The organism is Microbacterium thalassium (assembly GCF_014208045.1).
In the GTDB taxonomy this organism is placed as follows: domain Bacteria; phylum Actinomycetota; class Actinomycetes; order Actinomycetales; family Microbacteriaceae; genus Microbacterium; species Microbacterium thalassium.
On record NZ_JACHML010000001.1, the window covers coordinates 294284 to 307241 of the forward strand.

The following is a 12958-nucleotide window of genomic DNA, read 5'->3' on the forward strand; positions in this document are numbered from 1 at the left end:
GGCGGGTGTGGTGATGAAGCGGGATCGGATCAGATGTGCTCGATGTAGCGGTTGATCTCCCAGTCGGTGACCGCGGTGGCGTAGCTGTGGATCTCCCACTCCCGCGTCTGGACGTAGTGGCGCACGAACTCCTCGCCGAAGTACTCCTTGGCCACCTCGCTCTGCGCGAACACCTCGGTCGCCTTGGCGAGCGTGTTCGGCAGGCGCAGCGAGGTCTCGGCATCCTGCTCGTAGGCGTTCCCGGTGATGGGCTCGGGCGCGACCATGTCGTTCTCGATGCCGCTGAGCCCGGATGCGATGTTCGCGGCGAGCACGAGGTAGGGGTTCGCGTCGGCGCCGGGCACGCGGTTCTCGACGCGGGCGGCGGGACCGGCGGAGGGGATGCTGCGCACGGCGACGGTGCGGTTGTCGAATCCCCAGGTCGCGCTGGACCCGGCCCACTGGCCGCCCTCGACCCGCTTGTACGAGTTGATGGTCGGCAGGTAGAGCGCGGTGAAGTCGGGGGTGCCGGCGACGAGCCCGGCGAGGTACTTCATTCCGGTCTCACTGAGCTGGGTGCGGTCGGCGGGGTTGGCGAACACCGATGCGCCGTCGTCGGACGAGACCAGGCTCTGATGGACGTGACCGGAGGATCCGGCGTGCTCGGTGTTCACCTTCGCCATGAACGTCGCGGTCAGGCCGTGCTTCGCGGCGATCTCCTTGACCGTGTTCTTGAGGATCAGCGCGCTGTCGGCGGCGCGGACGGCGTCGCCGTAGTGGATGTTGACCTCGAACTGGCCGGCGCCATGCTCGCTGTTGCTCGCCTCGATGAAGACCCCCTGCTCGGCCAGGCGGTCGCGGATCTCGCCGATGACGTAGTCGGTGCCGGTGTCGCGGTAGACGCTGTAGGTGTGGTTCCCGGTCGTGATCGCCTCGAGGTCGCGCCACTTGCCTCGGGCGAGGTCGCGGGGGGACCCTTCGAACAGGTAGAACTCGAACTCGTACGCGCAGATGGGGTCGTAGCCGAGCGCGTTCGCCCGGTCCACCACACGCTGCAGGACCCCGCGGGGCGAGATCGCCAGCGGCGTGCCGTCGGGCTGGTACAGGTCGCAGATGACGGATGCCACACCCGGCTCGCCCGGCACGACGCGGAGCGTGGTGAGGTCAGGACGGAGGTTGACGTCGGGGTAGCCCGTGTGCCAGCCCGTGAAGGTGAGGCCGGGGATCGGGGTGTCGTGCAGGTCCCATCCGAAGAGGATGTTGCAGATGTTGGTGCCGGCAGCGTGGGCGGCCTCGGAGAAGTACTGCGCCGAGAGGCGCTTGCCACGCCAGAGCCCGTCGATGTCGACAGCCCCGATCTTGAAGACCTTGATGTCGTTCTCCTTGATGAAGGCGTCGACGTACTGCTTGGCGTCTTCGATGGGAGCTGCGTTGTTCATTGCTTCGGCCTGCTTTCGGCTTCATGGCCCGGCGGATGCCGGTGGACGGTGGAGCGTGTTGCGAGAGTATTCGGAGGCTGTGGGGGTGCAGTGTGCATGATGCCCATGCTTCGGTGAGGCGGAGTGCAGACCGGGCACGGTGCAGGAACCACGAACGCGGCGCCCGGCACGAGAGTCGTCACCGGGCGCCGCGTCACGTCAAGGGACGAGCATCAGTCCTTGGCGTCGTGGTGCGGGAGGGGCACAGCCATGACGTCCGGCAGCTCCTCCTCGTCGTAGATCGTGCCGATCCGGTCGTAGCGCGAAACGTGCCGCTTGCGCAGATAGAGGGCGAATCCGACGCCGGCGAGCGTGATCGCCGCCACGTAGACCGGGATGAGGTTGACCACCGTCACGTCCGCCCCGGCGAGGAACGGGATGTAGATGACGAGCAGGACGAGCACGACGGCCTGAGCCAGCGCGCCCACGACGGGCGCGACAAGCGTCTTCCACCAGTCGCCCGCGCTGTGCCGTCCCACCTTGTTGAAGTAGGCGATGACCGCCAGCGACACGAGCAGCTGGACGAAGACCACCCCCGCGGTGCAGAAGATCGGCAGCCACGTACCGAGCTGCAGGAGCGGGTCCGCTCCGGCGAGCGCGAACAGCGCCACGACGACGATCGCGACGGCTGCCTGCACGCCGTTCGCCACGAACGGCGACTTGTGGCGCGGGTGGGTGCGGCCGAGGCTGCGCGGGAGGATGTGGTCGCGGCCCATCGAGTAGAGGTAGCGCGAGGCGTTGTTGTGGAACGCGAAGGCGCACGCGAAGAAGCTCGTCAGCACGAGGAAGTCGAGCAGAATACGGATCGGCTGCCACGTGTACATCTCTGCGAGCACGAAGAAGTAGTCACCGAGGAGCGACTCGGCCTGCGACATGGTCTCGTCGCCGAAGCCGACGATTCCGGCATACGCCGCGAAGCTGTAGAAGACACCGAGCGTGATGACGGCGATGTAGGTCGCACGCGGCACCGCCTTCTTGGGGTCGGTGGTCTCCTCGCCGTAGATGGCCGTCGTCTCGAAGCCGATCCACGACCAGAATGCGAAGAAGAAGCCGATTCCGATCGCCGGCGCGGCGAGGAACTGCGCCGGGCTGAACACCTCGGGCATCTGCCCCTGCGCGCCGCCCTGGACGATCACCGCGGTAGCGATGATGAAGATGACGATGATCTCGAGGGTCAGCGCCGCCCCCAGCACCCGGCCCGCGACGGTGACCTCGAAGTACGAGATCAGCCACATCAGCGCGATCGCCGCGATGCTGCAGATCCACCACGGAACGCTCCACCCGAGGTAGAGCTCCAGCATGTGGGATGCGAAGTATCCGAACCCACCGCTGATCGCCGGGACGATCATGCTGTACGCCGCCATGACGGTCCAGCCCGCGCCCAGACCCAGCGGCTTCCCCAGGCCCTGTGTGGTGAAGTTGTAGAAGGCGCCTGCCGCCGTGATGCGCTTGGCCATCTGGGCGAAGCCGACCGAGAACACCAGCAGGATCAGGGTCGCGGACACGTAGGTCAGTGCGGTGGCGAATCCCGAGCCGTAGGCGTAGGAGATCGGGATGTAGGTGCTGACGACGACCAGTGGTGCTGCGGCCGCTGTCACCATGAGGACGATCGTGAGGAACCTGATCGACCCCTTCATGAGGTCGGTCGACGTTTCGGCCGCCGATCGCTTCTGATTCGTAGTGGTGGACATTCGGGTGACCTCTCAGTGCGTGATGCCTGATATTCCGGGTGGTTCCGCTCGACGACCCGGCGATGCGTGCGCACCGCCCGAACCTCGTCCGCGGATTGTGAGGGACCGTAGCGAGCGCTTCGTCCGCTTCTCGTGTGGCCGCTGAACACCATCACGGAGCAGTGTGTGCATGACGCCCACTCGCTCGAGGTCAGGAGTGTCCGTCTCGTGACCCGGCATCGGCTCGCCGGCCCCGCACGATCCCGACGAACCCGCGGGTGAGGTGGCGCGCGTCATCGCTGACCGCCGTGTCCGCGCTCTCGAATTCGCGCGCCTGCGCGTCGACCTCGGCGAGGAGGGGCATCGGCACCTCGTCGCGCCACTCGACGAATCGGGTCGGCGAGATCTCCGGGTGGAACTGCACACCCCACGACGAGCCGACGCGGAACACCTGGTTCGGGTAGACCTCTCCGGTCCCGAGCAACACCGCATCGCGGGGCAGACGGGTGATGGCGTCGAAGTGCAGCGACGGCATCAGCATCTGCGCCGGAAGACTCTTCACCAGCGGGTCCCCCACGGCGTCGTCCAGGAGCCGGATGCGCACGAGCCCGCTCTCCAGACCCTCTCCCCCGACCGCGACCTCGCCGCCGAGAGCATCGGCCAGCAGCTGTGCACCGAGGCACACGCCGAGCGTCGGCAGGTCGGCATCGGCGGTCGCCCGCAGCAGGGACTTGATGTCATCGATGTACGGGTATGCATCCCCGTCGTGCACGCCCATGGCGCCGCCGAGCACGATGAGCGCATCATCGTGGATCGACGCCGGAACGGCGTCGCCGGCGAAGGGTCGGATGACCCGGAGCTCGACGCCGTCCTGTTCCAGCCACTCTCCCATCCGGTCGAGGTCGCATTTGTCGTCGGGCTGGACGACCGCGATCCGGATCGTTCGGCTGATTCCCATGGGTGGCGATTCCCTTCCTTCTCTTCGCGCAGTGCAGCGTCCACGTGCAACGCCCGCCCCCAGCATCCGGTTCGCATGGGACAGTCCGATGTCTCGTCCGCACATCGGGGTGGTCATCACCGTGCATCGTGCACGCCCCGCCGCGCTTCCGGCCGGTGATGATGCCCTGGTACCCCCGAGAGGACGACATGCCACGCATCCCTGTGAGTGCCGCCGTGCTGAGAGCACCCGGCGAGCCGCTCTCGATCGAGACCCTTCATCTGGACGAGCCGCGCCACGGTGAGGTGATGGTACGGACGGTCGCCGCGGGACTCTGCCACAGCGACCTGCACTACCTCACGGGCTCGCTCGACATCTCACTTCCCGCCGTCCTCGGTCACGAAGTGTCGGGCGTGGTCGAGCAGTGCGGGCCGGGTGTCGATCGCGTGCGAGTGGGCGACCGCGTCGTCGTCACGATCACTCCCAGCTGCGGCCAGTGTCCCGAGTGCGTCTCGGGCGCTCCCACGCGGTGCAGTCGCGTCGGAGAGCGGCGCCGGCGCAGCGAGCCGCTTCTCACGGACGGAGCCGGCGCTCCGGTGACCTCGCTCGGCGCGATCGGCGCGTTCGCGGAGGCGATCGTCGTGCCCGAGGCCGCTCTGGCCGTGGTCGATGCCGACATCCGGCCCGATGTCGCGGCTCTTCTCGGGTGCTGCATCAGCACCGGGGTCGGCGCCGTGATCCACGGAGCCGGTGTGGGGCCCACCGACACCGTCGCGGTCATCGGATGCGGCGGCGTGGGCATGGCGGCGATCCAGGCCGCTCGCCTCAGCGGCGCCCGGCGGATCGTCGCGATCGATCTGCACGACGAGAAGCTCGCACTGGCGAAGAGCCTCGGGGCGACCGACACCGTCCTATCTGCGAGCGGTGACGTGCGCGAGGCCGTGCTCGAGCTGATACCGGGAGGCGTGTCCCACGTCTTCGAAGCGGTGGGACGACCGTCGACGGCGGAACTCGCCTTCGCGCTGCTCGCGCCGGGCGGCGTCGCGACGCTGCTCGGACTCATGCCGACAGGAAGCCGGATCAGTCTCGACGCGGCCGCCATCGTCGAAGGAGACCGACGCGTGCAGGGCTCCTACATGGGGGGCAACCGGTTCCTCGCCGACGTGCTGACGCTCACCGATCACTACCGCCACGGCCGACTCGATCTGGATGCGATGGTCACCGGCACCGTCGCCCTAGAAGGCATCGACGGGGGATTCGCCGCCATGGCAGCTCCGTCGTCCATTCGCACGGTCACCTCTTTCGGAGAAGGGACATGGTGATGCACACGATCCCCGTCGTCGCCAGCCGCCTGTTCGTCGACGGCGCCTGGCGCACGCCGGCCGAACGGCTGGGCGTTCTGCACGATCCCAACACGGGCCTCGAACGCGTCGAACAGCTCGGCGCGACACCTCACGACGTCGAGGACGCGCTGCGCGCCGCCGACCGGCTGCACGCGTCCCAGACGCTCGACCGGATGCCGGCCGCATCCCGCGCCGCCGTTCTCGAATCGTGGGCCGATGCGCTCGACCTCCGCGCCGAGGACATCGCGGTGCAGGACGCGATCTCGAACGGGAACCCCATCACGACCACGCGGGTGCTCGCCTCGTTCCTCGGCGACCGCGTGCGGTCGGCCGCGCGGCAGGCCACCCAGATCGGCGACGGCCTCGTCCTCCCCGCGGACGGACGGACGGTGCGCCTGCTCAACCGGGCGCTCGGGCCCACGCTGGTCCTCGCCCCGTGGAACGCACCGACGTTCGTCGCGGTGTCGAAGCTCAGCACGACGATCGGGTCCGGGTCCCCCGTGATCCTGAAGCCGTCGGAGTGGACGCCGGGCGGCGCGCAGATCGCGTTCGAACTGCTTCAGGCGGCGCTCGACCAGCATGGGTTCCCCGCGGCGACGGCGCAGCTCGTCCATGGTGCCGCGGCCGTCGGGAGCGCTCTGGCCGGCGACGCCCGGGTGCGCGCGATCAGCTTCACGGGCGGCCTGGCCGCAGGACGCGCCGTTGCGCGGGCGGCGGCAGAGACGCTCGCCGTCGTCCAACTCGAGCTCGGCTCGAACAATCCCGCGATCGTGCTTGCCGATGCAGACGTCGAGCGGACCGCGGAGATGCTCGTCGCCGGCGTCACCCGGCTGAACGGTCAGTGGTGCGAGGCTCCCGGCAAGGTGCTCGTGCCGCCCGCACTTCACGACCCGCTGGTCGACGCGCTCTCGGCACGTGCCGGCGAGTTGCAGATCGACCACTCCTTCGAAGCCGGGACGCAGCTCGGTCCGCTGGCCTACCGCGCGCACCGCGACCGCCTCGAGGCTCAGCTCGCCGCCTATGCCGAGGCCGGTGCCACAGTGCGGCGTGTGGGGATGGCGCCGGACCTGGACGGCTGGTTCTTCCGTCCGGCCCTGGTCACGGGCCTCGGTGCCGCGGACGCGCCCGACGAGTTGTTCGGTCCCGCGCTCACCATCCACGCCGTCGAGTCGGTCGACGAGGCCGTCCAGGCTGCGAATCTGCCCGGCGGAGGACTGGACGGGTTCGTGTTCGGCGAGGACGAAGAGGCCGCGCTGGAGGTCGGCGCGCGGATCCGAGCCGGCGAAGTACGCGTCAACGGGACGTACATGGCCGACCTTGCAGACGGTTCCGAGCAGACGTTCTGGGGCACCGCCGGCGTCGGCGGCCACGATCCCGCGCACGGCGTCGCCTTCTCGCAGGGTCGACGCGTCGTGGGCGTCGACGCAGCGAACCTTCCGATCTAGAGCAGCACCACCGGACTAGATCCCGGTACGACGAAAGCAGGAGACACATGATCATCGGAGTTCCGACCGAGGTGAAGAACAACGAGAACCGCGTCGCGGCGACACCCGCCGGCGTCGCCGAGCTGACGGAGCACGGCCATCGGGTCGTCGTGCAGGCCGGCGCCGGCGAAGGGAGTTCGTTCTCCGACGCCGAATACGTCGACGCCGGGGCCTACCTCGTCCCCGAAGCCGAGACGGTGTGGGGCGACGCCGACCTGATCCTCAAGGTCAAGGAGCCGGTGCTCAGCGAATACACGCTGATGCGCGAGGAGCAGGTGCTCTTCACATACCTGCACCTGGCCGCCGACGCCCCGCTGACCGAGGCGCTGCTCTCGGCCCGCACGACCTCGATCGCCTACGAGACCGTCCAGCTCGCCGACCGCAGCCTGCCGCTGCTCTCGCCGATGTCCGAGGTCGCGGGTCGCCTGTCGGCCCAGGTCGGGGCCACCCAGCTGATGAAGACCGCCGGCGGGCGCGGCCTGCTGCTGGGCGGTGTTCCGGGTGCCCCGAAGGGCAAGGTGGCCGTCATCGGAGGCGGGGTCGCGGGTGAGCACGCTGCCGCGATGGCCGTCGGGCTCGGGGCCGAAGTCACCATCCTCGACGTCAACCTGCCCCGCCTGCGGGCGCTCGAGGCACGGTTCGACGGTCGTGTCACTACGCTGCGTTCGAACCCGTACACGATCGCCGAGACCCTCCTCGACTCCGATCTGGTGATCGGCTCGGTGCTCATCCCCGGCGCCGCAGCACCCAAGCTCGTGACCGACGCGATGGTGGCCCGGATGCGGCCGGGTTCGGTCCTCGTCGACATCGCCATCGACCAGGGCGGATGCTTCGAAGGCTCACGCCCGACCACGCACGACGACCCGACCTTCCCGGTGCACGACGCGATCTACTACTGCGTGGCGAACATGCCGGGCGCCGTTCCCCGCACCTCGACCATCTCGCTGACGAACGCCACCCTCCCCTACGCCCTCGCGATCGCCGACAAGGGGTGGAGCCGCGCTCTGACCGAGGACGCGGCACTGGCCAAGGGTCTCAGCACGCACGAGGGTCGACTGACCAACGCCGCCGTCGGGGAGGCCCTCGACATCGCGACGACCTCGGTCGAGACGGCACTCGCTGCCTGAGGAGGCACCTATGGATGACTCACTGTTCACCGCTCGGGCCGACCTCGGCTTCGCCTGGAGTGTCAAGGACACCTTTCTGCAGTACATCCGTCGGATGCGCGACGGAGACATCGCCTGGAGTGGCGGCGCTGCCGTCACCAGCGGCGGCGAGTTCTTCTTCCCGCTGGCGGGGGTGCGTCGCTTCTCGGACTGCGACGTCCTCACGTTCCGCGGGAGCGTGGTCTTCACGGCGCATCACGGCATGCTCTCCGTGGCGATCACGCAGCCGCGGATCACGCTGCGTGACGGATTCGCCGACCTCAGCGTGCATGTCGGCGAATCCGAAACGCACATCGCGACCGTGCAGCTGCCGCGCGCCATCCGGGACGGCAACGTGGCCATGTGGCTGGAGTGCCCGGTCGCGCTGACGGGCGGGGGCCCGGAACTGTTCGGCGGGACGTACACCGACGGCGAGCAGCTGGCGCCGCTCACTGTGCGCGTTCCCGCCGGCGCCATCGCCACGAGCGGCGAGGGAGCGCTGCGTTCGAGATGACATCGCTGCCGACGAGCGCGCTGCTCAAACAGACTGTCCTGGCGGAGTATCCGCAGGTCGAATACGGACGCGGCGTATACCTGTACGACGACCAGGGGCACCAATACCTGGACGGCGCAAGCGGCGCGATGACGGCGAGCATCGGGCACGGGGTCGCCGAGGTCGCCGACGCGATCCGCGCCCAGGCGGCCACGGTCGCCTTCACGTACCGCACCCAGTTCACGAACGCGCCCGCCGAGCGCCTCGCGGCGCGGATCGCCGCGCACGCGCCGGACGACCTCGACTACGCCTTCTTCGTCAACAGCGGATCCGAGGCGACCGAGTACGCGATCCGGACCGCGGTCGGCTACTGGCGGGAGCGCGGCCTCCCGGCGAAGACCAAGGTGCTCAGCCGCGCCGTGAGCTACCACGGGATGACCATGGGCGCCCTCTCGATGTCTGGACACGACGCACGTCGGCCTGACTACGGCAACCTCCTGCATCCGTTTCCCGTCGCACCCCCCGCGCACGCGTGGCGCTACGCCGAAGCCGGTGAGACGGAGGCCGGCTACTGCTCGAGGACGATCGCCGAGTTCGAGGCCGCGGTGAGGGCCGAGGATCTTGACACCATCGCGGCGGTGATCGTCGAGCCGATCGTCGGCGCCGCCGGCGGTGCGCTCGTCCCGCCCGCCGGCTACCTGTCGGCGCTGCGCGAGATGTGCGACCGGCTGGGGATCCTGATGATCGCCGACGAGGTGATCACCGGCTTCGGGCGCACTGGGGACTGGTTCGCCTGCGGCAGCGACGATGTCGTCCCGGATGTGCTCGTCTTCGGCAAGGGGGTCAGCGGCGGGTACGCCGCCGTGGCCGGCGCCCTGCTGCGCCGACATGTCGTCGAAGCCTTCGCCGCGGGCAGCGGCGTCGCACCGTTCGGGCACACCTTCTCGGGCAATCCGCTCGGCGCCGCCACCTGCCTCGCCGTTCTCGACGTTCTCGAGCGCGATGCCGTGCTCGAGAACGTCCGCCGACGCGGCCGGCAGCTCGAAGCCGGTCTTCGGCAGCTCGCGCAGGCCCATCCGCGCATGGCCGACGTGCGCGGCCGCGGACTGCTGTGGGGATTCGAGTTCACCGCCGAGGCGGGAACCACGCGCGCGCCCGATCCCGCACGTCAGACGGCGACGGCGTTCACCGAGCTGTGCAGCCGGCACGGCCTGATCGTCTACCCCGCCGGGATCGCGCCCCTCAACAACGCGATCCTCATCACTCCGCCGCTGACGATCACAGAGAGTGAGATCGCCGACCTCCTCGATCGCCTCGGTCGGGCGCTCGAGCAGATGGAGTCGGCATGGTGACCGAGGGGATCTGTGGATCCGAATGGATCCGCAGATCTCGGTCGGCCGACGCACGCCGACGTCGTCTGAACTCCACGCTCGGCGTGACATTGGAATCACGTCGAGCCGGGCAGCCCGGACTCCGACAAGCTGGCGCTCCTCGCCGGCATCGCAGCCTCGGTCTGATCGCCTCGAACCCGATCCCCGCCGCGCACCCACCGCGTCATATCGCGACACACGGGATCACCTCCACGCGATCGACGCCTACGGTGACTCGAGCGAGCGCTTCATCAGACCCGCGCCGCGAAGGAGGACAACATGTCTGTTCGTGAGGAGATCCTCGAGGCGAACGTCGCGTATGCGGCCGACTTCGGTGCGCGGTCCGAACTCGCCCTGCCGCCGGCGCGTGGATTCGCGATCCTGACGTGCATGGATGCACGTCTCGACCCGGCCCAGTACGCCGGTCTCGCCGAGGGCGATGCGCACGTCATCCGCAACGCTGGGGGGCGGGCGTCGGAAGACGCGATCCGCTCACTCGTTATCTCGTACAAGCTCCTCGGCACGCGCGAGTTCTTCGTCATTCACCACACCGACTGCGGCATGGAGTTCTTCACCAACGAGGTGATGAGTGGGTTGCTGGCGCAGAGCCTCGAGACCGCCGAGCTCGGTCCTGACGGGTTCCGCGACGTCGGGCAGGGGCCGGGGACGGATGCCGGCGCCGCCGTCGACTGGCTGACGATCAGCGACCAGGCGCAGGCCGTCGTCGACGACGTCGTGCGCATCAAAGCCAGCCCGATGGTGCCGGCGCGGATCCCCGTCCACGGCTTCGTCTACGACGTGCGCTCGGGCCGGCTGATCGAGATCGAGGCTGCCACGGAGGCGGGCCGGGCGACCGCCTGATCACCCGCCCGGGCCCGGCCGGACCGGCGGACACTCAGCAAGAAGGGCTGGAATGACCGCTGCCACCCTTCACATGGTCAAGACCGTCGACGAGATCCTTCCCCCCACCCGCCAACGAGATTCAGACGCACGACACTAGAACTCCCCGATAGCCAGCCCGAGTCTGAGATATAGGTCCGTCACCGCCTCGTTGTTGACGCGGTACTTCACCCACGCGCCCTTGCGCGCCTCTGTGCGCGGCGGGTCGGCGATGACGATGCCCGCGGCCTCGAGTTCTGCAAGGTAGGGCTGGACGGTTGTCGGGCCGAGGTCGAGAGCGTCGCAGATGTTCTTGATCGTGACGTCGGGGTCGGCGCGCAGAACGCGGACGATGCCGGTCTTGACCAGATTGCCGAGGATCGCGACGGGCTCTTTGGCGTCGTCTGAGCCGGCGGGCTGCGCGAGTCGGGGCATGGGGCCATTGTTCCGCATAGCCCCTGCGGTCGTCGAGAGTTCCATACGGCTTACCGGTTTACATTGCATCCATACGGCTATACAGTGTGGGCATGGTCGGACTGACGGTGCGCATCGGGTGGGAGTCAACCCGCACACCCGCATGCCCGTCGCGACCCCCCACAGTGCCCGACGCGCGACCTCGCTCTGCATCGAGGACTGTTCGCTCGACCGCCGCGCGGGCATCCGTCTCCGCGTGCGCCCGCCGAGTTATCCACAGTTCGTCCACACCGCACGTTCGGCAGTTGCGTCGAGTGCTTGAGTGGCCCCGACGGCAGCCTCCCCCCGGGTACTCGTCCCTGGTTCCGGTCGCCGTTGCGAGGGAGCAGGAGGACGGGCGATGACGCAGTCGCAGTGGTCTGGGGGTCGGAGCGGCCTCGTATGGGCCGTGGTGGGCGGGGTGATCCTCGTGGCCGGCGTCGTCGCGATCATCCTTCTCGGGCTGCTCCCCCAGTCCGACACACCCGCGACGCCATCGCCGACGGACTCACCCACCTCGACCCCCGCACCGCCCGCGAACCTCGACGCCGCTGTCGACCCTGCGGTCGCCGAGCGCGGCTGGCGGCCGGAGCCGATCACAACGGATGCCGAGACCTACATCCGCGCGGCGCTGGAGTCGGCGTCGACTTTCGACACCACCAAGGGCACGCGGGATGAGTGGCTGAGCCATCTCGACACCTGGTTCACGCCGGACACGCGGTATCCCGAGGCGGATCAGGCGGCGCGGATGAAGGCGGCGCAGCTCGAGCTGCGGCAGGCGGTTGTTCTTCCGCAACAGGAGTGGGATTCGCTCGCCGCCGAGGACGGCCGCGTCGTGGCGACGACGAACGGCGATGTGACGTTCGTTCCGGTGGCTGAGGACTCTTCGGGTGGCATGTCGATCGGCACCGCGGATGTGACGCTGACGTTCACCCGGTCGGATGGCAGCGGCGGTGAGGGGTCGTATGACGAGACGGTCCGGGTGAGTGTGCAGGTGCTGTGCGGTGCGGGGTCGGTGCCGACGCCGGATACGGCGCAGCAGGCGGGCGACTGCAAGGTGGTCCGCTGGTTCGCGGAGTCGTTGGAGCCCTGATGGGAGCCCCGGTCGCCGCCGCCGCAGCCCTCGCCAACAGCAAGTCGGGCCGCAGGATCGCGATCGGGATCGTCGCGGTCATCGCCGTCGTGGTGATGACGGTGCTCGCGCCGCTCATCGCAGTCCCGCTCGCGGTCGCCGGAAGCCAGACCAGCACTGAACTCACCAGTGGTGAAGCCGGGGTTGGGGCCGCGGCCGCGTCCGGAGAGTGGGGGTACCCGCTCGCGGGCGCTTACACGAAGGGCCGCGGGTTCGGGTTCAACCCCGTCGCCGGATGCGCGTACTGCTCGACCGACCATCAGGGCTATGACATGGCGCAGGGGTGCGGAAGCACGATCTACGCCGCAGGTCCTGGCGAGGTGATCACCGCGGGCAACTACCAGGGATACGGCAACGCCGTCCGCATCGACCACGGCGAGGGCCTGGTCACTCTCTACGGGCATATGCAGTGGGGGTCGCTTCGGGTCGTGGTCGGCCAACAGGTCACGGCGGGCACCCCGGTCGGCGCCGAAGGCAATACGGGCAAGTCCTTCGGCTGCCACCTGCACTTCGAAGTCCTGAAGTCCGGAACTTCGGTAGATCCGGAGCCGTTCATGTCAGCCCTCGGTCTTCCCCTCACGTAATCAGCAACAGC

At 68.8% G+C, this 12958-nt stretch carries 12 protein-coding genes; 8 read left to right on the forward strand and 4 right to left on the reverse strand.

What is annotated here, in order from left to right; genetic code table 11:
* Positions 1 to 29: 29 nt before the first annotated feature.
* The 3 genes from HD594_RS01400 to HD594_RS01410 form a co-directional block, all read right to left on the reverse strand.
* Positions 30 to 1418, reverse strand: a complete 1389-nt coding sequence (locus HD594_RS01400) for a glutamine synthetase family protein (RefSeq protein WP_184749236.1) — start codon at positions 1416 to 1418, stop codon at positions 30 to 32.
* Between the two features lie 212 nt (positions 1419 to 1630).
* Complete coding sequence (locus HD594_RS01405; RefSeq protein ID WP_184749237.1) at positions 1631 to 3148, reverse strand: APC family permease; 1518 nt, start codon at positions 3146 to 3148, stop codon at positions 1631 to 1633.
* A gap of 190 nt (positions 3149 to 3338) precedes the next feature.
* A complete protein-coding gene (locus tag HD594_RS01410; protein ID WP_184749238.1) occupies positions 3339 to 4085 on the reverse strand; it encodes a type 1 glutamine amidotransferase in 747 nt (248 codons plus the stop codon).
* Positions 4086 to 4273: 188 nt separating this feature from the next.
* Here HD594_RS01410 and HD594_RS01415 point away from each other — a divergent pair, with 188 nt between their 5' ends.
* The 6 genes from HD594_RS01415 to HD594_RS01440 all read left to right on the forward strand — a co-directional run bounded on the left by HD594_RS01415 (position 4274) and on the right by HD594_RS01440 (position 10760).
* Positions 4274 to 5386 carry a zinc-binding dehydrogenase gene (locus tag HD594_RS01415; RefSeq protein WP_184749239.1) on the forward strand — a complete coding sequence of 371 codons (1113 nt, stop codon included), beginning with the start codon at positions 4274 to 4276 and terminating at the stop codon, positions 5384 to 5386.
* On the forward strand, positions 5380 to 6852 hold the full coding sequence (locus tag HD594_RS01420; protein ID WP_184749240.1) for an aldehyde dehydrogenase family protein: 1473 nt from the start codon (positions 5380 to 5382) through the stop codon (positions 6850 to 6852). Before HD594_RS01415 ends, HD594_RS01420 begins: the two co-directional genes overlap by 7 nt.
* Positions 6853 to 6899: 47 nt before the next feature.
* Positions 6900 to 8018, forward strand: coding sequence for an alanine dehydrogenase (gene ald, locus HD594_RS01425; protein ID WP_184749241.1), 1119 nt, complete (start codon positions 6900 to 6902; stop codon positions 8016 to 8018).
* A gap of 10 nt (positions 8019 to 8028) precedes the next feature.
* Positions 8029 to 8550: an HtaA domain-containing protein gene (locus HD594_RS01430; RefSeq protein WP_184749242.1), complete on the forward strand. Its 522-nt coding sequence runs from the start codon at positions 8029 to 8031 to the stop codon at positions 8548 to 8550.
* Positions 8547 to 9881, forward strand: a complete 1335-nt coding sequence (locus HD594_RS01435; RefSeq protein WP_184749243.1) for an aminotransferase family protein — start codon at positions 8547 to 8549, stop codon at positions 9879 to 9881. The genes HD594_RS01430 and HD594_RS01435 overlap by 4 nt, the downstream gene beginning before the upstream one ends.
* 297 nt (positions 9882 to 10178) lie before the next feature.
* Positions 10179 to 10760, forward strand: a complete 582-nt coding sequence (locus tag HD594_RS01440) for a beta-class carbonic anhydrase (RefSeq protein ID WP_184749244.1) — start codon at positions 10179 to 10181, stop codon at positions 10758 to 10760.
* Positions 10761 to 10895: 135 nt separating this feature from the next.
* Here HD594_RS01440 and HD594_RS01445 read toward each other — a convergent pair whose 3' ends face one another.
* Positions 10896 to 11213, reverse strand: coding sequence for a helix-turn-helix domain-containing protein (locus tag HD594_RS01445; protein ID WP_184749245.1), 318 nt, complete (start codon positions 11211 to 11213; stop codon positions 10896 to 10898).
* A gap of 379 nt (positions 11214 to 11592) precedes the next feature.
* Between HD594_RS01445 and HD594_RS01450 the strand changes: the two genes are divergently transcribed.
* Both HD594_RS01450 and HD594_RS01455 read left to right on the forward strand, forming a co-directional pair.
* A complete protein-coding gene (locus HD594_RS01450; RefSeq protein WP_184749246.1) occupies positions 11593 to 12324 on the forward strand; it encodes a hypothetical protein in 732 nt (243 codons plus the stop codon).
* Complete coding sequence (locus tag HD594_RS01455; RefSeq protein ID WP_184749247.1) at positions 12324 to 12947, forward strand: M23 family metallopeptidase; 624 nt, start codon at positions 12324 to 12326, stop codon at positions 12945 to 12947. The genes HD594_RS01450 and HD594_RS01455 overlap by 1 nt, the downstream gene beginning before the upstream one ends.
* The last annotated feature ends 11 nt before the right edge of the window (positions 12948 to 12958 follow it).